Origin of the sequence: Shinella zoogloeoides (genome assembly GCF_033705735.1) — a bacterium.
GTDB classification, from domain to species: domain Bacteria; phylum Pseudomonadota; class Alphaproteobacteria; order Rhizobiales; family Rhizobiaceae; genus Shinella; species Shinella zoogloeoides_A.
This window is the reverse complement of record NZ_CP131131.1, coordinates 776,229-799,902: the sequence shown is the minus strand read 5'-3', so window position 1 is coordinate 799,902 and position 23,674 is coordinate 776,229. Positions and strand designations below refer to the sequence as shown.

Annotated in this window: 17 protein-coding genes; 1 reads left to right on the top strand and 16 read right to left on the bottom strand. The window is 65.1% G+C overall.

Annotated elements, in window-relative coordinates:
* Window positions 1-47: 47 nt before the first annotated feature.
* From ShzoTeo12_RS21485 to lsrF, 15 genes are all read right to left on the bottom strand, one after another.
* The gene (locus tag ShzoTeo12_RS21485) at window positions 48-1,253 is read right to left on the bottom strand and encodes an FAD-binding oxidoreductase (protein WP_318914165.1); all 1,206 of its coding nucleotides are present in this window, start codon (window positions 1,251-1,253) and stop codon (window positions 48-50) included.
* Window positions 1,250-2,068 (bottom strand): NAD(P)-dependent oxidoreductase, encoded by an 819-nt coding sequence (locus ShzoTeo12_RS21480; protein WP_318914164.1) that lies wholly within the window; start codon window positions 2,066-2,068, stop codon window positions 1,250-1,252. The genes ShzoTeo12_RS21485 and ShzoTeo12_RS21480 overlap by 4 nt, the downstream gene beginning before the upstream one ends.
* A gap of 12 nt (window positions 2,069-2,080) precedes the next feature.
* Window positions 2,081-3,286, bottom strand: coding sequence for a pyridoxal phosphate-dependent aminotransferase (locus ShzoTeo12_RS21475; protein ID WP_318914162.1), 1,206 nt, complete (start codon window positions 3,284-3,286; stop codon window positions 2,081-2,083).
* Entirely contained in the window at window positions 3,283-4,902 is a 1,620-nt protein-coding gene (locus ShzoTeo12_RS21470) for a hydantoinase B/oxoprolinase family protein (protein ID WP_318914160.1), read from the bottom strand. The genes ShzoTeo12_RS21475 and ShzoTeo12_RS21470 overlap by 4 nt, the downstream gene beginning before the upstream one ends.
* Before the next feature lie 2 nt (window positions 4,903-4,904).
* Window positions 4,905-6,983: a hydantoinase/oxoprolinase family protein gene (locus tag ShzoTeo12_RS21465; protein ID WP_318914158.1), complete on the bottom strand. Its 2,079-nt coding sequence runs from the start codon at window positions 6,981-6,983 to the stop codon at window positions 4,905-4,907.
* The gene (locus tag ShzoTeo12_RS21460) at window positions 6,980-8,656 is read right to left on the bottom strand and encodes a thiamine pyrophosphate-dependent enzyme (RefSeq protein WP_318914157.1); all 1,677 of its coding nucleotides are present in this window, start codon (window positions 8,654-8,656) and stop codon (window positions 6,980-6,982) included. The genes ShzoTeo12_RS21465 and ShzoTeo12_RS21460 overlap by 4 nt, the downstream gene beginning before the upstream one ends.
* Window positions 8,646-9,257: an SDR family oxidoreductase gene (locus tag ShzoTeo12_RS21455; protein ID WP_318914156.1), complete on the bottom strand. Its 612-nt coding sequence runs from the start codon at window positions 9,255-9,257 to the stop codon at window positions 8,646-8,648. Before ShzoTeo12_RS21455 ends, ShzoTeo12_RS21460 begins: the two co-directional genes overlap by 11 nt.
* 170 nt (window positions 9,258-9,427) lie before the next feature.
* Window positions 9,428-9,823, bottom strand: coding sequence for a PAS domain S-box protein (locus ShzoTeo12_RS21450; RefSeq protein ID WP_318914155.1), 396 nt, complete (start codon window positions 9,821-9,823; stop codon window positions 9,428-9,430).
* Window positions 9,824-9,854: 31 nt separating this feature from the next.
* Complete coding sequence (locus ShzoTeo12_RS21445) at window positions 9,855-11,588, bottom strand: glycerol-3-phosphate dehydrogenase/oxidase (protein ID WP_318914153.1); 1,734 nt, start codon at window positions 11,586-11,588, stop codon at window positions 9,855-9,857.
* Entirely contained in the window at window positions 11,585-13,087 is a 1,503-nt protein-coding gene (locus ShzoTeo12_RS21440; RefSeq protein WP_318914151.1) for an FGGY-family carbohydrate kinase, read from the bottom strand. The genes ShzoTeo12_RS21445 and ShzoTeo12_RS21440 overlap by 4 nt, the downstream gene beginning before the upstream one ends.
* A 1-nt stretch (window position 13,088) precedes the next feature.
* A complete protein-coding gene (locus tag ShzoTeo12_RS21435) occupies window positions 13,089-14,054 on the bottom strand; it encodes an ABC transporter permease (protein WP_313194244.1) in 966 nt (321 codons plus the stop codon).
* Between the two features lie 5 nt (window positions 14,055-14,059).
* On the bottom strand, window positions 14,060-15,598 hold the full coding sequence (locus ShzoTeo12_RS21430; RefSeq protein WP_318914148.1) for a sugar ABC transporter ATP-binding protein: 1,539 nt from the start codon (window positions 15,596-15,598) through the stop codon (window positions 14,060-14,062).
* A 58-nt stretch (window positions 15,599-15,656) separates the two neighbouring features.
* The gene (locus ShzoTeo12_RS21425) at window positions 15,657-16,784 is read right to left on the bottom strand and encodes a sugar ABC transporter substrate-binding protein (RefSeq protein ID WP_318914146.1); all 1,128 of its coding nucleotides are present in this window, start codon (window positions 16,782-16,784) and stop codon (window positions 15,657-15,659) included.
* A 104-nt stretch (window positions 16,785-16,888) separates the two neighbouring features.
* Window positions 16,889-18,844: an SDR family oxidoreductase gene (locus tag ShzoTeo12_RS21420; protein ID WP_318914144.1), complete on the bottom strand. Its 1,956-nt coding sequence runs from the start codon at window positions 18,842-18,844 to the stop codon at window positions 16,889-16,891.
* A 64-nt stretch (window positions 18,845-18,908) separates the two neighbouring features.
* Window positions 18,909-19,796, bottom strand: coding sequence for a 3-hydroxy-5-phosphonooxypentane-2,4-dione thiolase (gene lsrF / locus ShzoTeo12_RS21415; RefSeq protein ID WP_119254921.1), 888 nt, complete (start codon window positions 19,794-19,796; stop codon window positions 18,909-18,911).
* A gap of 368 nt (window positions 19,797-20,164) precedes the next feature.
* Here lsrF and ShzoTeo12_RS21410 point away from each other — a divergent pair, with 368 nt between their 5' ends.
* A complete protein-coding gene (locus tag ShzoTeo12_RS21410; RefSeq protein WP_318914142.1) occupies window positions 20,165-20,962 on the top strand; it encodes a DeoR/GlpR family DNA-binding transcription regulator in 798 nt (265 codons plus the stop codon).
* 99 nt (window positions 20,963-21,061) lie between these two features.
* Here the strand turns inward: ShzoTeo12_RS21410 and ShzoTeo12_RS21405 are convergent, their stop codons facing one another.
* Window positions 21,062-23,491, bottom strand: a complete 2,430-nt coding sequence (locus tag ShzoTeo12_RS21405) for a glucose/quinate/shikimate family membrane-bound PQQ-dependent dehydrogenase (protein ID WP_318914140.1) — start codon at window positions 23,489-23,491, stop codon at window positions 21,062-21,064.
* Between the last annotated feature and the right edge of the window lie 183 nt (window positions 23,492-23,674).

Genomic DNA, 23,674 nt, shown 5'->3' with positions numbered 1-23,674 from the left:
ATTTTCCATGACGACCGGCCCCGCCGCGCGGGCGGAGCCGGCGGTCGTTATATCACAGCTTTTTCGAGGAAGGGGCGGTTCTCCACGATCCGCTCATAGCCGACTTCCGTCAGGTCCAGTGTGCGATACTCGCCATAGACGATCAGCTCGGAAACGCCCCGCCCCGTTGCCGGTCCCTGCTGCAGGCCGTGGCCGGAAAACCCGTTGGCGAAGACGAAATTGCGCACCGTGGGATGGCGGCCGACGACCAGATTGTGGTCCAGCGTGTTGAAGTCGTAATGACCCGCCCACTGGTTCACCACCTTGATCGCCTCGAAGGCGGGCGAGCGTTCGGCGAGCGCCGGCCAGATGATTTCCTCGAACTCTTCGTAGCGCGGCTCGAAGTCGTCCCAGTCGGCCGCCGGGTCCTCGACGGGCGCGCAGCCCGTCAGGAAGAAACGGCCTTCCGGCCGGCAGAAGACGCCGGAGGGATCGATCATCAGCGGCAGCCGCCCCTCATTGACGCGCGCGGTCCCCTCGGGCGTGCTGGCGCAATCGAACACGAACAGGGTGCGCTTGCGTGGCTCGACCGGAATATCGAGGCCGGCCATGCGGGCGGTGAGCGCCGCGCGGGGACCGGAGGCGTTGACGACCGTACCGGCCTTGACGACCGCGCCCGATTTCAGCGTCACCGACGTCACCCGGTCGCCGTCACGGCCGATGGCCACGGCTTCGTCCGTGACATAATCGACGCCGAGCGAGCGGGCCTTGTTCTTGAAGCCGTACATCAGGCCGGTATTGTTGAACCAGCCCTCGCCGGAACGGCCATAGGAGGCCAGTTCGATATCCGCGACATTGAGATGCGGGAAGGCGTTCGCGAGCTCGTCGCGATTCCAGAGCACGACATCCGCGCCACAGGAAACCTGCGCCTCGTGGTTCTCCCTGAGAACCTGCGCCTGCTCCGGGGTATTGGCCAGGAAGAGATAGCCGCCCGAATGGAAGCCGAGATCCGGCCTGTCGCCCTCGACCCGCATCATCTCGCCGAAATTGCGGATGACCTGCGAGCCGTACTGGCTGATCTTCACGTTGATCGGATTGGAAAACTGCGTGCGGATCGAGGAGGACGACAGCGAGGTCGCCGCCTGCAGATAGGTCGGATCGCGCTCGATGACGAGCACCGACCCGTCGAAATCGGGATTGGCCGCGAGATAATAGGCGACGGCGGAGCCGATCACCGCGCCGCCGACGATGACGACGTCATACTGGTCTTTCATTTCGATGCCTCATCATTGGGGTGGCCGATATCGACGAACCAACCACCGAGATAAAGGGTGGACGGCGCCTTGGGATCGACCGGCGGCTTTTCCGCCTCGACACTGGCGCGGAAGCGCTCGGTATTGTCCTGCGGCACGTAACCGAGATGGCCGGCCTTGGAATTGTCGACCGGCTTTACGGCATTGTCGGAGAGGCCGAAGCTGATCGTGTGGCCGACGCGCGGCGCCGTCAGACTGGCGGTGACGAGGCGGATGCAATCCTCGAAGGACAGCCAGGACCAGAGCATGCGGCGATCCGCCGGCTCCGGGAAAGAGGAGAAGATGCGCAGGCACACGCTCTCCAGCCCGAACTTGTCCCAGTAGAAGCGGCTGAGCGCCTCGACGAAGCATTTGGAAACACCGTAGAGGCTATCGGGCCGCACCGGCGCATCCGTATCGATATGGCCTTCAAGCGTGTGATAGCCGATCGCATGGACCGAAGAAGCGTAGACGACGCGCTTGACGCCGTGCTTCCGGGCAGCCTCGTAAATGTGGTAGCTGCCACGGATATTGGCGTCGAGGATATCTTCCCAAGGGCGTTCCAGCGGCACGCCGCCGAAATGCACGATGGCGTCGACGCCCTCGACCGCCTTTATCACGGCGGCCTCGTCGGCGAGGTCGAAAACCATCGCCTCTTCGTTCGGCTGAATATCCTTGATTTCCGCGACATCCGCGAGCCGCAGCCGGTCGGCCAGCGGCGCGAGGCCGCGGCGCAGTTCCGTGCCGAGACGGCCGGCCGCCCCCGTGATCAGGATGGTCTTGTAGGGTTTGGACATTCTTCCTTCCAATCAGAATTCGAGTTTGGAAACGGCTTCGCCGATACGCTTCACCGCCTCGGCCAGAACCTCGTCGGAGGTCGCGGTGGAGATGCGAAAGAACGGCGACAGGCCATAGGCGGTGCCCGGAACGGCCGCCACATGGCCCTCGTCGAGAAGATATTTCGCGACGGCGACATCGTCTTCCAGCGTCTTTCCGGCCGGCGTCTTCGCGCCGATCAGCGCGGCGCAGCCGATATAGGCGTAGAAGGCGCCCTCCGGCGGGTCGAGGCTCAGTGCGTTGATCTTCGCGATGCCCTCGACAACGAGGTTCCGGCGGCGTTCGAAGGCGGTGCGAAACTCGGCGACACAGTCCTGCGGCCCCTCCAGCGCTGCCCTCGCCGCGATCTGCGCCGGAGCCGAGACGGAGGTGCAGGACTGGCTCTGGATCGTCGCCATCGCCTTGATCAGGTCCCTCGGACCTGCGGCATAGCCGACGCGCCAGCCGGTCATGGCATAGGCCTTGGACATGCCGTTGACGATCAGCGAACGGTCGCGCAATTCCGGGCAGGCCGCACCGAAGGAGACGAAGCTGCGCCCGTCGAAGAGGATGTGCTCGTAGATCTCGTCCGAGAGGATCATGACCTTGGGGTACTTCGCCAGCACCGCGCCGAGCGCCTTCAATTGCGCCTCGGTATAGACCGCACCGGAGGGATTGCCCGGCATGTTGAGGAACAGCCAGCGGGTCTTGTCCGTGAGCGCCGCCTCCAGCACTTCCGGCGTCAGGCGAAAGCCGTTTTCCGCCGGGCAGGCCGGCGTGACCGGCACGCCGCCGAAAAGCTTCACCATTTCCGGATAGGAGACGAAGTATGGCGCGGGCAGGATCGCCTCGTCGCCCTCCTCCACCGTCGCCATCAGCGCATTGAAGATGATCTGCTTGGCGCCGTTGGCGACCGCGATCTCGTCGATGGCATAGTCGAGGCCGTTCTCGCGTTTGAACTTGGCGACGATCGCCTTGCGAAGCTCCACCGTGCCGAGCGAGGCGGTGTAGAGCATGCGCTCCTTGCGCGCCGCCGCGAAGGCGGCCTCGGTAATGTGGGCGGGGGCCGGAAAATCCGGCTCACCGAGGCCAAGGTCGATCACGTCGACACCGGTGGCCGCCAGATCCTTGGCGGCCTGCGAAACGGCCATGGAGGCGGAGGGTTTGACGGCGGAAAGCCGGCTGGCGATATGGCTCATTGCTTCTTCTCCGTCATATAGCCCTTGGAAAGGTCTTCGGCCGTTGCCTCGGCCGAGCGCTCGGCGGGGTTTCCAAAGCCGCCGCCGCCGGGCAGTTCCAGCACCAGCTTGCGGCCTGCCGGCACATGCTGCCAGCCCTTCGGCCGCAGCTTCGTGCCGTCATCGAGCCTGGCCGAACCGGGTGCACCGTCTTCGCCGCCGTCGCGCCCGCGCGGCGGGGTCGCGATGCGGTCGAACATCGCCGAAAAGTCGAACTCATGACCTTCCGCCGGCGCGATCTCGATGATCTGGCCGAGGCCGCCGCGATATTTGCCGGCACCGCCGGAATCGGGGCGCAACTCCTTGCGCCAGACGACGATGGGGCCGGTATGCTCGGTCGCCTCGATCGGCATCGTATGGACACCCGAGGGGAAGGCGGTCGAAGACAGGCCGTCGATGCCCGGGCGCGCGCCCATGCCGCCCGAGTTGAACATCAGCACCTCGGCACGGCGGCCGGCGGAGCCTGCAACCGGCCGGGCCGAAATATGGATGTTCCACAGGGCGGCCGCGCCTTCGGCGAGAATCTGGCCGGGCAGCGCCTTGGCGAGCGCGCCGAGAACCAGATCCGGCACCATATGGCCGATGACGTGGCGCACCGAAACCGGGGCCGGCCGCTCGGCATTCAGGATATTGGTCGGCGACGACACGTTGAAGGCGGCAAGGGACGCCGCGTTGTTCGGGATGTCGGGGGCGACCACGCATTTCAGCGCGTAGCAGGCATAGGCCTTCGTGTAGATGAGCGGCACGTTGATGCCCCAGCGGCTCATCGCGTCCGTGCCGGAGAAATCGACATTGACGCCCGTGTCGGTGATCGAGACTTCGGCCGCGAGCCTGATCGGCACGTCATAGCCGTCCGTCAGCATGTCATTCGTCCACGCGCCCTTCGGCAGGCCGGCGATCCGCTCCATCGTCGCCGCATGCGTGCGCGACAGGATGAAATCGCCGAGCGTGTCGAGATTGTCGTAGCCGACCTCGACCAGCATCTCGATCAGCCGCTTGTGGCCGACGTCGTTGCAGGCGGCGAGCGAATAGAAGTCACCGATCACCTGGTTCGGCTCGCGCACATTGAGGCGCAGGATCTTCAGGAGATCCTTGTTCACCACGCCGCGCTCGGCGAATTTCATGATCGGGATCTGGATGCCTTCCTCATAGACCGACTTGCCGTCCGCCCCGAAGCCGCGCCCGCCGACATCGACCACATGCGCCGTGCAGGCGAAGAAGCCGATCAGTTCCTCGCCCTTGAAGGAGGGCGAGACCATGGTGATGTCGTGCAGGTGGCCGGTGCCCTTCCAGGGGTCGTTGGTCACATAGGTATCGCCCGGATACATTTCCTCGCGCGGAATTTCGGCGATGAAATGCAGCACCGCCTCGGCCATAGTGTTGACGTGGCCGGGCGTGCCGGTGACGGCCTGGGCAAGCATCTCGCCCTTGGCATTGTAGACGCCGGCCGAAAGGTCGCCCGCCTCGCGGACGGAAGTGGAAAACGCGGTGCGCAGCAGCGTCAGCGCCTGTTCCTCGACCACCGAGATCAGGCGGTTCCACATGACCTGCATGCGAATTTCATTGATATCGCTCATGATCAGTGACCCTTGCGCACGAGAAGAATGGTGCCTTCGACCTGAATGACGGCATCGAACGGCGACGTGACGACGGTGGAGGTTTCCCGCTCGACGATGACGGCGGGGCCGGTTACCCGCGCGCCCGGCGACAGCGTATCGCGTGGCACGATCGCCGTCTCCAGCGCCTTGCCCGACGCGGGATCGAAGACCGCTCTCGTCACGGGCACGGATGCGACGACACCGTCCGTTTCAAGGGTAAAGCGCTCACCTTCGGGGCGAACGTCCTGCGCCTTTACCGACCAGGTGACGAATTCGATTTCCGGGCCTTCGACCGCACGGCCGAAGAACTGGGCATAGCGCTCCTTGAAGGCAGCCTCGATCATTGCGGTATCCGCCGCCGTGAAGGCACGATCGGGCAGCGCCACGGGAATCTCCCAGCCTTGGCCGGCATAACGCATGAAGGCGGTGATCTCGCGCACGATCGCGCCATCCGTTCCGGCGCGCACGAAGCCTTCAGCGGTCGCCTTCAGGTCGTCGAGCATGGTGTTCACCGCGCCGGCATCGAATTTCGACAGGCGCATGATTTTAGAGGCCAGCGCTTCATAGCCGAACGGCGCCTTGAGGAAGCCGATGGCCGAGCCCACGCCCGCCCCCTGCGGGATGAGGCACTGGTCGACGCCGAGCTTCTCGCAGAGCCGGGCGGCATGCAGGGGAGCTGCGCCGCCGAAGGCGATCATGATGTTTTCCGAGATGTTCTTGCCGTTCTCGACGGCATGGACACGCGCCGCATTGGCCATGTTCTCGTCCACCACCTCGACGATGCCGAAGGCGGCAGCTTCGGTCGCCAGCTTCAGCCTGTCGCCGACATCGCGCGCGATTGCCGCGCTGGCATTGTCGACCGAAAGCCTGATCTTGCCGCCGGCGAAATTGTCGGGGTCGAGCTTGCCGAGCACGAGGTCCGCATCGGTGATCGCCGGGCGTTCGCCGCCGCGCTGGTAGCAGGCCGGGCCCGGTTCCGAAGCTGCGGATTCAGGGCCGGCCTGGATGCGGCCCATGGCATCGACCCAGGCGATGGAACCGCCGCCGGCGCCGATCTCGATCATCTCGATCACCGGAATGGAGATCGGCATGCCCGACCCCTTGCAGAAGCGATAGGTGCGCGCGACCTCGAAAGTGCGCGCGGTATGCGGCTGATAGTCCTCGATGAGGCAGATCTTCGCCGTCGTGCCGCCCATGTCGTAGGAGACGACGCGGTCGAGGCTGAAGCGGCGGGCGATATCGGCGGCGAAGATCGCCCCGCCTGCCGGGCCGGATTCGACGAGGCGCACCGGAAACTCCGAGGCCGTTTCCACCGAGATGAGGCCGCCGCCGGAATGGATCATGAAGACCGGGCATTCCGCGCCCATCTCCTTCAGCCTCACCTGCAGGCGCGAGAGATAGTCTGCCATCTGCGGGCGCACATAAGCATTGGCGCAGACCGTGTTGAAGCGCTCGAACTCGCGCATCTGCGGCGAGACTTCCGACGAGATCGAGATCGGGATCGAGAGTTTTCTCGACAGGATTTCGCGGGCGCGCTCCTCGTGCCGCGGGTTCATGTAGGAATGGATGAAGCCGATGGCGACGGCCCCGAAGCCGCGTTCCGCGATGGCATTCGCCAGAGCCTCAAGCGCCGCCTCGTCGAGCGGCTGAAGCTCCCTGCCCTGCGCATCGATGCGCCCTTTGACCGGGAAGCGATCCTCGCGCGGGATCAGCGGCTTCGGCAGGACGAGGCTGAGATCGTATTGCTCGAAACGGTTTTCCGTGCGCATCTCGATGACGTCGCGGAAGCCTTCCGTCGTGACGAGCGCGGTTTTGGCGCCACGGCGTTCGATAAGCGCGTTCGTGGCGAGCGTCGTGCCGTGGATGACGATGTCGATATCCTTCGGCGCGATCCCCGCATCCCGCACCACGACCTCGATGCCGTCGAGGATCGCCTGCTCGGGGGCCGCGTAATTGGTCAGCACCTTCGTGGAGAAGAGCTTGCCCCGCACATCGAGCGCGATGTCGGTAAAGGTCCCGCCGATATCGGCACCGAGGCGAATGTCGTGACGCTGTGTCATGCGGTTTCCTTTGCAGAAAGTGCTGCCTTGCGCATTTGGCTCAGCGTCTGGCGAGGGGTCAACGCCTCAGGTGAAATAGCGAGGTCGAGGAGAGCGCCGGTCTTCGATGCGCGAGCGCGCTCGAAAGCGGCGGCGAAGTCCGCCGTCGATTCCACCCGCTCGGCATGGAAGCCATAGGCTTTCGCCAGCGCGACGAAATCGGGATTGACCATCGTGGTGCCGGAAACGCGCTCGGGATAATGCCGCTCCTGATGGGCGCGGATCGTGCCGTAGATGCCGTTGTTGAGCAGCAGGATGATCGGCTGCGCCCCATGCTGAAGGGCGGTCGCCAGCTCCTGGCAGTTCATCTGGAAATCACCGTCGCCGGCAAAACAGACGACCGTGCGCTCGGGATGGGCGACCTTTGCGGCCACGGCCGCCGGCACGCCATAGCCCATCGCGCCCGATTGCGGAGCGAGAAGCCGCGCCTTCGGCCCGAACCTGAAGAACTTGTTGGGCCAGACCGTGAAGTTGCCCGCGCCGTTGGTCAGGATCACGTCCTCCGGCAGGACGTCGTTCAGCAGCGCCGTGACCTTGCCCATGTCGACGGGCGACGGCAGGTCGGGGAGGTCGAAGCCCTTCTCATAGGCGGCACGCCCCTTGGCCCGCCATTCCGCCCATCCGCCTTTGACGGGCTCCAGAGCATCGAGCGCACGCGCGAAGGCGTTCGGGCCGGCGTGAATGCCGAGCGCCGGCCGATAGACCTTGCCGATTTCAAGGTCCGAGCCGTGGACGTGGATGATCTGCTGGCGGGGCTGCGGAACGTCGAACAGCGTGTAGCCGTCCGTGGAATTCTCCCCGAAACGGTTGTTGATGGCGAGGATGACATCGGCCTCGCGCAGCAGTTCCTTGACGGAAGCGACCATCCCGACCCCGGCTTCGCCGCAGAAGGTCGGCGAGGTGTTGTCGTACTGATCCTGATAGCGGAAGACGGAAACGACCGGCATGTCGGATGCCTCGGCGAACCGCTGGACGACGGCCATGGAGCCCTCGGCCCAGTTGCAGCCGCCATAGAGAATGACGGGGCGCTTAGCGCCTTCCAGCATCTCCCGCACGCGTTGCATGCCCACGGCCGACGGCGCGGGTTCGGCGATCTCCACGGGACCGGACAGCGGCGCGGCCGCGGTGAGCGAAGTCAGCATATCCTCTGGCAGGGCGATGACGATCGGGCCGGGACGACCCGAGACGGCAAGCGTCCAGGCACGAGAAAGGATTTCCGGAATGCGCTCGACCTGGTCGATCTCGACCGCCCATTTCGCCATGGTGCCGAAGACGGCCTTGTAGTCCACTTCCTGGAAGGCTTCCCGGCCCTTCATGTCGGTCCCGACCTGGCCCACGAAAAGGATCATGGGTGCGGAATCCTGCATCGCCGTATGCACGCCGATCGAGGCATTGGTGGCGCCCGGACCACGGGTCACGAAGCAGATACCCGGATGGCCGGTCAGCTTGCCGTAGGCCGCCGCCATGAATGCCGCCCCGCCCTCATTGCGGCACAGAACGTAGTCGAGGCGTCCGCCCGTGTCGTGCAGCGCATCGAGCACCGCGAGATAGCTTTCCCCCGGCACCCCGAAGCTCTTCGTCGCGCCCAGCGCCAGGAGGCACTCGACGAGCAGCTGCCCTCCATTACGTTCCATGTCCGTATTCCTGTCGTTCGATGAATTGAGATTGAAAGCCGCCTGTTGACAGCAGCGAAAGGACCTGCGGCCCCAAATGCTGGAACGGCGGCTCTCCCAAGGAAAGGCAATGAACGGATACACCGCTGCCCCGGGTCTCATCGGCAAGCGCGCGCGAGAACCCGTCGATAGCCCCCGCGACGGTCCGTTCGATCGCACCATTCGCGTTGCTGCCATCCAGGGAGAGCATCACGAACGCACCGCGGCCGCGCTCGATCATCGAGGGCAGGACGGCGCGCGTGACATGCAGCATGGCGGACAGATTGACTTCAAGAGCCATGTCGATGTCCGCCTCCGCCAGACCGAGAAAACGGTTCTCTTCGGGCCAGCGGAGCGCGGCATGGACGAGGACATCGGTTTCGAGGCCTTCCGCAACGGAGCGGACATATTCGCGATCCGTCAGATCCATGGCCAGCGGCACGATCCCGTGTTCGCCGCGCATTTCGTCAAGCGCGACGCGGTCACGACCGAGCGCGTGCACTTCCCAGCCTACTTTTGCAAGCGAAGTGGCGATCGCGCGTCCGGGAGCACGCGTCGCCCCCGTGACAAGTGCTTTCGTCATCACACGATTCCCATGAGGCAAGCCAGAAGATGCCTGCACAGGCCATCGGCTTAAACGAAGAAATTGGCACCCTTAGACAAGTTCTTCTTGTGTCCCGACGGCAGCATGCGTTCCGGCAACCCACGACATCGTATTCGCATGGAAATCCGGCCTGACAGCGATTGCAGCGGCTATCGGGCCGCTTTTGCCCGCTCTCGCTCAACTCTCTCGGTCGCATCTCGCGCCACGGCAACGGAACCGACGACACAATCGGAGGACCGGACGAGTGCGAAACTCATCTCGACGTAAAGCCTGCGCCCCGTCTTGTGTGTTGCCCTGGTCAGTGTCGGCCGGCCATTCAGCTTCAATTGCCCCGCCTTGACGGCGGAATCGAAGCCGGCCCAGTGCGCGTTCCGCAGATGCGGCGGAATGATAAGATCGAGCGATTCACCGATGGCCTCGCCCTTTTCGAAACCGAAAAGCGCAGTCGACGCGCCATTCCACCCGGCTATCTTTCCATCGACCGTCGCAAAGATCAGGGCGTCCGCCATCTGGTCCAGAATGAAAGTAGCGATGGCGTCGTCCATCGGCAGGGCCCTCCGCGCTCCTTCCGCGACCTCAGATAAATCGAGGCCGCGATCCTGTCAGCCCGGACACGTCGATCCGATGCAGCTTGCGGTAACGATATACCAACCGCTCCAATTCCGCCGCCCGGCGCGCGTCATCCCAGCGACGAAACAGTCCGATAACGCCGACCAGTTCCTCCAGCGCATCGTGGCCCAGCGGCCGCTCCAGGAACACCGAGCTGCGCCCGAAGAGAAAATCTTCGGCGTGCAGGACCAGCTCCGTATCGCAGATGATCGCGATCTCCTCCCGAGAAAATTCCGGCAAGGAGGCCAAGAAGGTTTCGCCCTTCGCGAGGGCCGGCGCGACCGACTTTGCGCGCGAGCCGTAGCGGGCGACAAGCTGGCGGGCTCTTTGGCGCGAAAGCCCGTGCTCATCCGTGATGGCGGATAGCAGGCGCTCCGTCGGGGCAGAGGCCTGGGAAAGGTCGGCTCCTCCGCCGATGGGCAGATCCGCCGTCGAAGATGAGCGGCGCTTGCCCAGATGGGCGAGTATCCTGTCGGTCACCTCGGCCGAAAAGGCCCGGAAGGTGGTCCATTTGCCGCCGACAAGCGAGACGATCGGGAAACGGCGCTCGCCTTCGGGGGGCAGTTCCGGCATCGAGTGATCGCGGCTGATGGCGCCGGGGTCGCTTGCATCGTTCGCCGGCAGGGGGCGGACGCCCGCATAGCTGAAGAAGATGCTCGAACGATCGACCGGAACCTGCGGGAAGAGCCGCCGGAACGCGCCGAGGAGATAGTCCACCTCCTCGTCGTCACAGGCCACGCCGTCTGGATCGTCGACCGGGATATCGGTGGAGCCGAGTAGCACATGCCCCATGAAGTTCGACAGGATGCAGATGCGCCCGCCCTCGGCCTCGAAATAGATCATCCGGCCGTGCAGGGTTTCGGCGAGGGCCGGAAGGTCGAGCAGGAGGTGGCTGCCCTTGGTGCCGCCGATCATCCGGCGCCCGGGGGCCGCGCTGGCATTCACCCGGTCGATCCAGGCGCCCGCGGCGTTGACCAGCACGTCGCATGTCAGCGGGAACAGCTCGCCCGTATCGACGTCCTGAAGCTCGACGCGGTTGCCGTCGATCCCGCTGAAACGCAGATGGTTCAGCGCCATGTTGCCCGGATTGGCGGCCATGCCGTCGAGGGCAAGTTCCACGACAAGCCGTTCGGGCGACGTGATCCAGGCGTCGTAGTAGGAAGCAGCGATCTTCAGGTCCGGGTCCAGATCGGGGATTTCGCGCAATATGTCCTGCCGCGCGATCATGCGGTGGCGCGGCATGGTCCGGTTCAGCGCGCCGTAGAGGTCGTAGAGCCAGAGGCCCAGCTTGATCACCAGCGCGCCACGCTCCGTGATCTTTGCCGGCATGCGCAGGAACTTCCGCAATGCCGGAACGATGCCGCCGAACCAGGAATGGATCGGGATGATCATTTCGAGCGGCCGGACATAGTGCGCGGCATTGCGCAACAGCCGATTGCGTTCCTCGGCGGATTCCCTGACCAGCCGGAATTCACCGGTTTCCAGGTATTTGAGCCCCCCATGGATCATGCGTGAGGGGGCCCTGCTTGCGCCGGCGCAGAAATCGCCCTGCTCGACGAGCAGGCAGCCGACGCCCTGGAGACTGAGGTCGCGGAACGTTCCCATGCCGTTGATCCCGCCGCCGACGATCAGGACGGGGACATGGCCGATGCGGCGCAGGGCCTCCAGCCGGGCTTCGCGCGTAGTGTCGCCTGCGCTCATGGGGCGGTCTTCTCCTTGTGGCGGTGCATGACCGTGTCGATGGCCTCGCGATAGCGGCCATAGCCGGCCTGAAGGCGGGGAACGGCCCGGCCCGGCTGGTAGATCCGCAGGTCCGGCGCGGTTCGCGCGGTCGCCTCCTCCCAGTCGCCGTAGACGTTCACGGCAATCCCCGCCGCGATGGCCGCGCCAAGCGCCCCGGCCTCCGGCATTTCCGGCACTTCGACGCGGCGGTTCAGCGCATCGGCGAAGAGCTGGCCGAAGAAGGGATTGCGGCTGCTTCCGCCCGTCAGCCGCACCTTGCCGACGCTTCCGTCCGGGTCGATGAGATCGACATGGTGGCGATGGTTGAAGACGATGCCTTCCGCGACGGCGCGCAGCATGTGGCCCCGCCCATGCCAGCCGCGCAGCCCGAGAAAGGCCGCCGGCACATCCTCGGCATGGGGGGACCCGTAGAGATAGGGTAGGTAGACGATGTCGGACGGATCGTCCGCGACGGCGTCCAGCTCGGCCTGAAGCAGGGCGAAGGGATCGCCGCCTGCCAGCGCGTCCCGCGCGGCCGTGCCCAGGAACCAGTCGAGATTGGCGCTGGAGGCGGGGGAAACCGACATGTTCATCCACTGGCCGGGACGCAATCCATTGCGCGCATTCCAGCCCGCCGACGTTCCCGGCACGTCGACCAGCATTTCATTGATCGAATAGGTGCCGGCGATGACGGCGATCGTGCCGGCTTTCGTCACCCCGGCCCCAACGGCGCAGGCCGTCACGTCATGCAATCCGGTGGCAACCGGCGTGCCGGCCGCAAGCCCCGTGGCGAGCGCCGCCTCCTCGGTGACATATCCCGCGATCTCGCAGGGCATCAGCACGTCCGGAAGGGCATTTGCGACAGCGCCAAGGCCGAAGAGGGCGAGCGCCTCCTCGCTATAACGCTGCGTTCCTATGTCGGTGAAGGCGACACTTGCCTCGGTGAAATCGGTCGCCACCCTGCCCGTCAGGCAGAAGCGGAGCCAATCCTTGCAGGAGAGGACGGCGGCGATCCGCTGGAAGCGTTCCGGCTCGTGCGCCTTCATATGGGCGAGCAGCGGCGCCGGGGAGGACGCGAAGGGGCGCTGCCCCGTCAGCTCCAGCGCCTTTTCCGATACGCCCGCCTCGTCCCACTGGCGCAGCAGCGGCTGGGCGCGGCTGTCGAGCGAGGTGGCGGCAAGGCCGAGCGGCGCGCCATTACCATCGAGCAGATAGAGGCCGTCGCCATGGCCCGCCACGGACACGGCGGCCGGGCGGACCGTCGCGCCGACGCTGGTGCTCGCCCGTTCCAGCGCCTCGCGGATTGCTGCGGCGGAGGCTTGCCAATGCGCCGCCATGTCGCGCTCGACGTGCCGGGGCACGGCCTTGATCTGCGCGATCTCGCGGCGGGCAAGGGCCACGACCTTGCCGTCGTCCCGGAAGACGACGGCCTTGGTGACAGTCAGGCCGCTGTCCAGCCCCAGGAGATAGGCCGGCATTTCAGGACTCCAGCCGTGCATGGCGCAGCCGCTCCTGCAGGCTGGCGAGATAGATCGCCACCAGAAGAACGCCGCCGAAGACGACCTGCCGGATCGAAGGCGGCACGCCGTGAAGGTTCATGAGGTTCTCGATGATCGAGATCACCAGTACCGCCGCGAAGACGCCGCCGACATTGCCCTTGCCGCCGGTCAGGGCCGTGCCGCCGAGAATGGTGCCGGCGAAGACCATCATGATATCGCCCTGCCCCATGTCGGCCACGACGGATTCCAGGCGGCCGACCTCAAGGAGCCCGCCGAGCGACGCCAGGAAGCCGGCGATGACGAAGCAGACGATCTTGGTCCGCTCGATGTTCACGCCCGCCACGAAGGCGGCATGCTCGTTGTTGCCGAGCGCGAGGATATCCTTGCCGAGCCGATGGCGGTCGATCATCAGCCATGCCAGGACGAAGATCGCGATCCACACCAGGACGGCCACCGGCAGGATGCCGAAGAGCTTGGCCGAGCCGAGATAGACATAGCCCTCGGGCAGATAATAGACGCCTTCCGGGATCAGGTAGACCACGATGCCGCGCATCAGCAGCATCGTTCCGAGGCTGACGAGGAAGGAGCTGACCCTCAGCTTGACGGAGAACAGGCCGTTCACCAGCCCCGCGATGGCGCCGAACAGCAACGTGCAGAGCACGGCGACGATCGGATAGCTGTCGAGCCCCATCCCCTGGAAGAAGAACACGACGGCCAGCGCTGGCGCGAGGGCGAAGGTCGATTCCAGCGACAGGTCGACATTGGCGGTCAGCAGCACGAAGAACAGGCCGAGCACCATGCAGCCGAGCGGGGCTGCCGCCCACATCACGTTCAGGATGTTGCGCGCCGAAAGGAAGCCCGGCACCGCCAGCCCCGCAAGGCACAACAGCGCGAGCAGGGCCCAGATCAGGTGCTTTTCCAGAATGAGAAAAACAAATTTGTTCACCGAAGTCATACCCGCACCTCTACGCCCTGTATCGCCTTGTAGATCGTCTCGACATCGAAGCCCGGCATGCCGCGCTTCAATTCCCGGACCGCACGTCCCTGATAGAAGATCAGGATCCTGTCACAGATCTCGGCCAGCTCTTCCTCGCTCTCCGAGATCATGATGACGCCCGCATCGCGCGACAGATCCTCGCGGATCATCTTCAGAATGTCCGGCTTGGCGGATATGTCGACGCCGCGCGTCGGTTCGTTCAAAAGCACCAGCCGCGGCGCCGTCAGCGAGAGACGGCCAAGCAGGATCTTCTGCTTGTTGCCGCCCGACAGGCCGTCTATCGGCACGTCGAGGCCGGGCGTCTTGACCTTGAGGCGCGACACGATGGACCGGGCGACGGCCTCGCATTCGCCGCGCCGCACGAAGCCGAGCCGGTTCGTCAGCACCGGAAGACCGGCGATGATCGCGTTTTCCAGCACGGAGCGGTTCTGGATCACCGCCTGCTCCTCGCGATGCTTGGGCAGGAAGGAGACGCCCGCCGTCTGGGCCGCCTTGGGGCTTTTCAGATGCACCTCGACGCCGTCCATCTCGATGGAGCCGCCATGGTTCGGAACAAGCCCGTAAAGCGCCTCGATGGCCGCGTCCTTGCCGGAGCCTTCCAAGCCGGCAAAACCCAGCACCTCGCCGCGATGAAGCGCAAGGTCGAGATGCGTGAGGGAGCGGCCGGCCTTCAGCCCCCGCACCGTCAGCACGGGAGGAGCGGTGAATTCGGGCTGGTCGGTATAGTTGATCTCGGTTCGCGCAACGTCGCCGACAATCCAGTCGGCCAGTTCCCTGCCGGTCGTCGCCGCCGTCTCCAGCGTCGCCACGCGCTCGCCGTCGCGCATCACGGAAACGCGGTCGGTAAAGCCCATTACCTCGCTGACATGATGCGAGATCAGGGTGAAGGACAGGTCCGGCTGGTCGACGATCAACCGGCGCAGGAGGCCGAGCAGGCTTTCCTTGCGCTCGCTCGTCAGCGATGCGGTGATCTCGTCCAGAAGGATCGTGCGCGCCTTCTCGATGAAGACCGCGCGGCCGAATGCGAGAAGCTGCTGGGTCTCCAGCGGCAGGTCCCCCATGCGATCCTCGGGGCGGGCGCGAAGGCCGAGCTCGCGTATCACCTCCGCCGATTGCCGGCGCGTCACGGCGGGAGCAAGAAAATTCAGGCGGCCGCCCGGATGGCGCCCCATGAAGAGGTTGTCCGCCACGGAAAGGTCGGCGGCGAAGGCCGGCTCCTGGGTGACGAGCGCGATGCCGAGTTTCTTGGCACGCGCCGGGCCGGAATGCGTCGGCGTCAGCGCGCCGTGTTCGGTGACGATCTGCCCCTGGCTCGGTGCGAGCAATCCCGCCACCATGGAGACGAGCACCGACTTCCCCGCGCCATTCTTGCCGATCAGACCGTGTATCTCGCCCTTGCGGACGCCCAGATCGACGGAATCGACGGCCAGAACGCCGGGAAACCGGCGGGTCACGCCTTGCACCGCGAAGCTCAGCGAAGGGTCCAGTGTCATGTGAACTCCTGTTGCGGGAATGGCTGCGAGCGCTTGAACGCCCGCAGCCGAGGCCCGGTTACTTGCCGAAGTCGGGCATCTTGCCCGTCTGCTCGACCGTCATTTCATTCGCCCAGTTGTGCGGGTCGTCGTAGTTCGCATCGCCCGGCACGCTGTAGGCCTGCGTCTGGTACCAGGAACCCTCGATCGCGTCGGGCGTCAGCACCTTCACCGGCGCCCAGACGGGATCTTCCCCGTCGAGCAGCACCTTGCCTTCTTCCGGTAAGGCGTTGCCGGACATCAACGTATGGAGCATCCGCATGGAGATGATGCCCTCGCCCGTCGCCGGCTGCACGGAGATATGGTCGATCTCCCCGCGGGCCATGGACTGGAATTCCGGCACCGTGCCGTCGATGGTCGCGACCGGGATGTGCTTGGGATCGTCGATCGGGAAGAGCAGGTCCTGCGCCTTGAAGGCCGGAACCGCGCCGCCGATGCCCATCGTGCCGTCGATGCTGGCGATGCCCAGGATCTTGTCCGCGCCTTCGCGCGAGATCACGTCGTCGACCACCTTGCGCGCCTTGCCGCCGTCGCAACCTGCTTCCTGCTCGACGATCTTGACGCCGGGATACTTGGCGGCGATCGGATCGAGCACCGTCCGGTAGCCGGTGTGGCGCGCGATGTCGAAGGAAGCGGTGATGATGCAGCGCAGTTCGATGAAGACGCCGCCCTTTTCGGCCCAGCCCTCCCCGCGCAGCGTGTCGAGGCGCTTGACCAGCGCCTCGCCGCCGAGGCGGCCGGCCGTCTCGTTGTCGAAGGCGACGAAGGTCTGCTTGACGCCGGGGACCCAGGCATTGGTCGTGACGACCGGAATGTTGGCCTCCTGCAGCTGCTTGACGATGCTGCGCATGGCCTCACCGCGCCAGGGCGTCAGGAGCACGCCGTCCACGCCGCTGTCGAACTGCGCCTGAAGCGCCTTGAGCTGCTGGCCGGCATCGTTCGCGCCGAAGACGTTGAACGTGATCGTGTCGCCGGTCGCGGTCTGGATGCGCTTTGCCTCTTGCTGCTGGCCGAGCGCGACGCCGTTGAAATAGATGTCGTTCGGTTCCCACCGGATGACGGCAACCTTGTAGTCCTTGGCGGACACGGCCCCTGCCATCAGGCACAGTGCCGATACCGCGGTCAGTCCCTTCAAAAAGCCTCGCATCCTATCCTCCTCTTGTGCTGGTGCTTGCTTTACAACCGGTTCTTCCTGCTGTCGTTCTTCGGAAGCTGGCCTTTTACGATCCAGCCGCCTGGTATTCCTCCGGTTCAGATGACCCGGTCATTGCCGCCATCCACCGGAATCTGTGCGCCCGTCGTCCGGGAAAAGGTGCTGTCCGCCAGCGCGACCACCGCGCGCGCCACGTCCTTCGACGTGACCTCGGTCCGCATGAGGTTGCGCGCCTTGTATTGCTCGACCGTCAGGCCGTAGCGCCGCGCCGAGGTCGCCAGCGCCTCGGGCGTCCACAGGTCGGTGTCGAAGACGCCGTCGGGATGGATCGCGTTGACCCGGATACCCTCCGGCGCCAGTTCGAGGGCGGCGACGCGCATCAATTGCGTCAGCCCCGCCTTCGAGACGGAATAGGCGGCCGCGCCAGCGCCGGGCGCCAGCACGTTGCGGGAGCCGATGAAGACCACGCTCGGATCGACGCCGTGGCGCAGGAACGGAACGGCCTGCTTCAGAAGCTTGCGATGCGAGGTCAGATTGACCGCGAGCGATGCGTCCCATGCCGCATCGTCCAGCACCTCGATATTCGCGCCGGCGCGGAAGATGCCGACATTGGAGACAAGGATATCGAGGCCGCCATAGTCGTTCACGACCTGCCGTAGCGCCGCGCTGACCTTCGCTTCATCGGTCAGTTCGACGACGATGCCTTCATAGCCCGGACGATCCATATGGTCCTTGACCGCAGGATTGATGTCGAGCCCCACGACCACCGCGCCACGATCACGCAGCGCCTCGGCCGCGGCGCGCCCGATGCCGGTGGCGCAGCCGCCGACAACGGCGACCCTGCCGGCCAGCGGCGGCAGCGCGCCCTGCGCGCGCAGCTTGGCCTGTTCCAGCTCCCAATATTCCAGCGCGCGCAGGTCGGCCTCGTCGAGCCCCTGCCAGCCGCCGAGACGAGCCGCCAGCCGAAGGGCGCGCAGATTGGCCGCGGCCACGTCCGCCGAGACGCGCGCGCGCGCCAGCGTCGGCCCGAAGCTGCGCACCGCGCCGTCGGAAAGCAGGACCCAATGGGGATGGGGCGGCAGCGGTATCAGGTCCTTGTCGCCACCGCGCTCGACATAGGCGCGGTATTCGGCGGCGAAGTCCTCCAGCGCCTTTTCCGGCGCGTCGCCGACGACGGCGGGAAAGGGCTTGTTGTGAATGACATGTTCCGGCGTCAGCGTGCCGTGGCGCGAAAGCCGGGCGATCTCCGCGATCTCCGAAGCCGGCACGCCGGGCACGGGACGCGAGATCATGGCGCGGCCGGCGATGCGGCTGACGGCCCCGCGAAGGCGGGCGATATCGACGGGATCGGTCGCGGCATCCGGGGTAGCCGGCAGGGGCGGAATGCGGGCGGAAAGCCAATCCTCGGCGCGGGCGCAGATCGCCACCATGCGGTCATAGCTTTCCCGGGCCGTATCGCCCCAGGTGAAGACGCCGTGATGCTCCAGGATGATCGCATCGGCCTCTGCGAATTCCGGCGAAAGGAGCGCCGCGCGCATCTGGCGGGCGAGATCGAAGCCGGGCTTCACATAGGGCAGGATCATGACGCGCGGGCCGTAAATCTCGCGCAGCAGCGCTGTTCCATTCGCGCTGTTGGAGACGGTCAGCACGCCGTCGGCATGGGAATGGTCGACATAGGCGGCGGGAAACAGCGCATGGACGATCGCCTCGATGGAGGCGGCCGCGGCCTGCGGATCGAGGCGGGCGCGCTTGACCTCGGCCACCATGTCGCCGTCCGTCAGGGTTTCGAGCTCGGCGAGCGCCAGCAATGCGGGAAGATCGAGCGCGGTGAAGCCTTCTATGCCCATCGTGCCCAGATCGAAACCGCTGGCCTTGACCCAGATCACCTGCCGCTCGTTTCCGAAACGGTCGGTGAGAGCCCCCTTGTAGGACGTGTTGCCGCCGCCATGCAGCACCATGGCCGGGTCGCGGCCGATGAGCCGCGACGAGTAGGCGCGCAGGTCGAGGCCCGTGATGGCCTTATCCGCTACAGCCTCGTTCCAGAGGTTTTCCATGCGATGATCCTTGTTATGCAGCCGGGCCGCAAGACCCGGCCCCTCCTCTCGGCGATGGCGGCCCTCAGGCCGCCGTCTTGCCGTGCAGGTCCTGGAAGAGCTCGTAGCCCTGCGCGCCGGTCCGGCCCTCGTGCACGACGGCGGCGAGCGCGGCGAGCATCGCCACCGGATCGGTCGACTGGAAGACGTTGCGGCCCATGTCGACGCCGGCCGCGCCCTGGTCGATGGCGCGATAGGCCATTTCCAGCGCTTCCCGCTCCGGCAGCTTCTTGCCGCCGGCAATAACGATCGGAACCGGGCAGCCGAGGGTGATGCGCTCGAAGCCTTCGTCGACATAGTAGGACTTGACGAACTGCGCGCCGATTTCCGCCGCGATGCGGGTGGCGAGGCCGAAGTAACGGGCATCGCGGGCCATGGCCTTGCCGACGCCGGTGACGGCCATGGTGGGGATGCCATAGCGCGTGCCGGTATCGATCAGCTTCACCACATTGGCGATCGACTTGTGCTCGTATTCCGCACCGATATAGACCTGCGCCGCCATGGCGGCCGCGCCGAGCCGGATGGCGTCGTCGATCTCCACGCTCACGAGCTCGTTGGAAAGCTCCGTCAGGATCGAGTTGCCGGCCGAGCAGCGCAGCACGACGGGCTTGAGCGATTCCGGCGGGATCGAACTGCGCAGGCCGCCGCGGGTGCACATCAGCACGTCGGCATGGGCGGCGAGCGGCGCGATGGTCAGGTCGAGCCGTTCGAGGCCCGTGGTCGGCCCCTGGAAGTAACCGTGGTCGAAGGCCAGCATCACGGTGCGGCCGGTATCGGGGCGGAAGACCTGCGAAAGCCGCGCCTTCATGCCCCAATCGTGATGCGCATTGCCCTTGAGGAAAAAGCGCGAGGTGTCCGCCGGACGATCCCGTCCCCAGTCCTTGCCGTCCTTGATGTCGTCCAGATCTGCCATGTCATCCTCTGTTCTGCCGCCCGTCCGGCGGCGTTTTACAGACGCGCGCCATCGCTGGCCCGGAGCCTGAAACTCCCGCCGGAAACGCCGTCTTGCCTGTCGGTGACCTCCCACCGTCGAATGATCGATTCCTAGCAATCGATTTTATAAATATCAAGGATTATGTTATTTATATCGGAATTTATGTTGCATCGCCAAAAACGCTAAATGCCCGCATCCTCAAAAACTACGCTTCCGATGCGAGGAAATCCGCTAAAAACGCTGATAATTCGTCATTTTTCCAGATCTCGCGCTTGCGCAAGAATTCGATGGACACGCAGCATGAATTCCCCAATAAAGGAAAAATGTTAAATTCAGAGCGGGACGACATGGACGATCATAACAATTCCGATCCCGAGGCCGCCTCTTCCAAGGCCGAGAGGAGACGCACGAAAATCATCCAGACGCTGATGAGCGGCTCGTCGACCCAGATACGGGACCTTGCCGAGTCCCTCGGCGTCAGCCTGATGACCATCCACCGCGACCTTTCCGTGCTCGAAAAGGAAGGGCTCGTGCGCCGCCTGCGGGGCTCGGTCTCCGCCGAGAAGTCGCTTCTGTTCGAAAGCAGCTACAATTATCGCGGGCGCAAGAACGTGGAGGACAAGAAGCGGCTGGCGCGCGCGGCGGTCACCCGGCTGGAGCCCGGCAATGCGGTGATGATCGACGACAGCACCACCACCTACTATCTCAGCGAATTCCTGCTGGATGTCGCCCCGCTGACCGTGGTGACCAATGCCGCGCCGATCCTGGAAAAGCTCCGCCACGCCCCCGAAATCGACCTGATCTCGACAGGCGGGCGCTATCATCCGGGCTATCACGGCTATTTCGGAGCCAATTGCGAAAAGGCGATCCGCTCCTATCACGTCGACGTGGCGATCCTGTCGACCACGACGATCCAAGGGCTTTCGCTCTATACGCCCGACGAGATCGTGGTGCGCGCGAAGCAGGCGATGATGCAGGTGGCACGCAAGCGCATCCTCCTCGCCGACGCCACGAAGTTCACCTTCAGCGCGCTGAACTATGTGGCTGAGATCACGGATTTCGACCTGGTGATCCTGACCGGCGACATACCGCCCGACAAACTCGATCTCATTCGCGCTTCGAAGGTGAATGTCGAGATCGTCTAGGAGCGCGATCGGTTGCGGCTGATCCTCAATCTTCTGCATCCCCACGGCGAGGAAGCGATACCCCGGCCCTTTTCAAGGCCGGGGCGATCTCCACGCCGATCAATCCGGCAGCGCGTAAGCGATCACGTAATCGCCGCGATCCGGCGACTGGCGGGCACCGCCGGCGGAGATGACGATATATTGCTTGCCGGTCTTCGGCGACTTGTAGCTCATCGGACCACCCTGGCTGCCGACGGGCAGGCGCGCCTTCCAGACCTCCTTGCCGGTGGCGCTGTCGAAGGCGCGCAGGTAGTAATCCTGCGTGCCCGCGATGAAGACCAGGCCGCCCTGCGTCGCCAGCGTACCGCCCAGCGTCGGCATGCCGACCGGAATGGGCAGGCCCATCTTGATACCGAGCGGGCCGGTATCCTCCACCGTGCCGACCGGAACCTGCCACTTGATCTTCTGCGTCTTCATGTCGATCGCCGTCATCGAGCCGAAGGGCGGCTTCTGGCAGGGGATGCCAAGGACCGAAAGGAAGCGGTTCTTGTTGACGGCGTAGGGTGTGCCCTTCATCGGCACGACGCCCATGCCGGTATTGACCGCCTCGCCGCCGCTGCTGACGGCTTCGGTGGGTGCGGCCTCGACCATCTGGATCCAGAGACCAAGGCGCATGTCGTTGACGAAGATGGTGTTCGTCACAGGATCGGTGGAAATGCCGCCCCAGTTCATGCCGCCCAGCGAGCCCGGGAAATTCAGCGCCAGATCCGTGCCGGGCACGGTATAGACGCCATCATAGCGCATACCCTTGAAGCCGATGCGGCATAGAAGCTGATCGAAAGGCGTCGCACCCCACATGTCGCTTTCGGTCAGCGTCTCCGCGCCGATCTGCGGCATGCCGACCGAGAGCTTCTGCGTGGGAGAATAGGGCTCGTTCGGGATCGAACCGGCCTTCACCGGAACGTCATCCACCTGGGTCAACGGCATGCCGGTGGCGCGGTCGAGCACGTAGATCTGCCCGGCCTTGGTGCCGAACACCAGCGCCGGGACCGTCGTGCCGTCCGCCTTCGGGAAGTCGATGAAGGAGGGCTGCATCGGCACGTCGAAGTCCCAGAGGTCGTTATGGACCGTCTGGTAGACCCACTTCTCGCGCCCGGTCGTGGCGTCGAGCGCCAGCATGGCAGCACCGTATTTGTGGTCCAGCGCCGTGCGTGTCGCGCCGTAGAGATCGACCGAGGGGCTGCCGACCGGCATGAAGACGGTGTTCGATGCCGGATCGTAGGACATCGAGGCCCAGACATTCGGCGTCGAGCGCGTATAGGTCTGGCCCGCGGGTGGCAGCGTGGTGATCTCGGGATTGCCCGGGTCGAACGCCCAGCGCAGCTCGCCAGTCACGACATCGAAGCCGCGCATGACGCCGCCGGGCATGTCGACCTGAACGTTGTCGGCGATACGGCCACCGACTACGACCGTCGTTCCGGCCAGCGTCGGCGCGGAGGTGAGAACGTAGCTCGGATCGGCAGCCTCGCCGAGCCCGACCTTCAGATCGACGCGGCCATTGTTGCCGAAGTCCGGGCAGAATGCGCCGGTGTCGGCGTCGAGCGCGATCAGCTCGGCCGTGATCGTGTTCATCAGGATGCGGCGCTGGCACAGCGCGCCTTCGGGGACGCTGACCGGCGTCACCGGCGTGGAGCCTGCCGCCGTCGGCTGGACGAGCGGCCTTGTGGCATCGAAATAGGCAAGGCCGCGGCAACGCATCCAGACGGAGGACTGGGCATTGATCTCGTTCTTCCAGATTTCCTTGCCGGTATCGGCATCGATGGCGATGACGTTGTTATGCGGCGTGCACAGGAAAACGCGATCGCCCACCTGCAGCGGCGTCTGCTGGTCTTCCGCGCCGTTGCCGCCGGGGCTGATCGGCGTGTCGCCGGTGCGATAGGTCCAGGCGACCTGGAGCTTGCCGATATTGTCGCGCGTGATCTGGTCGAGGGCGACGAAGCGGCTGCCGCCGGATGTGTTGCCGTAGGCCTCCCAGTTCTTCTGCTCATTGGCCGGGTCGACCTTGACGAGCGCGTCGGGCGTGCCGGAGAACGCGACGCTCGGATGCGACACGAACATGCCTGCAAAACCTGCGGCGGACGCGCAGGCGAGCAGGATGGCGACGACGAAGGAAGGCACGGTGGCCGGGGAACGCCCGGAAGCGCGGCCCAGCAACGGGTAGGAGAGCGCCACGACCGTCGCGCCGACGCCGAAGGCAAGTAACCGCGAATTCAGCGGCCAGAATTCGAGACCGACCTCCCACACCGCCCAGACGGCCGTGAGCAGGGTGACAAGGCCGAAAAGCAGCGCGCCCGCAGGCTTTCGCAAAACGACCAGCAGCCCGGAGAGAACGATGGCGATGCCGGCTATCAGGAAGTACCAGCTACCGCCGAGCATGGCGAGCTTCGCGCCGCCGATGGCGAAAAACAGGCCGCAAAGAATGAGAACGGCGCCGAGCACGAACAGCCATATTCTGGCAGCCGGCCCAAGTGCGCCTCGGGATTGCATCATGATTTCCAACTCCTCTGGTCTCAATCGAAAGGACAGTCGGGCTGCGAAACCATGTCATGGGCTACCGGATGAAAACGCAGGGCAACCGCCTTCATTCGCTCGAAACGGGGCCGATGGCCGGCCTGAACGGCAGGCATGCCTCCCCATCGGTTGAAATGGACCACCGCACCCTCCCTGCACAAC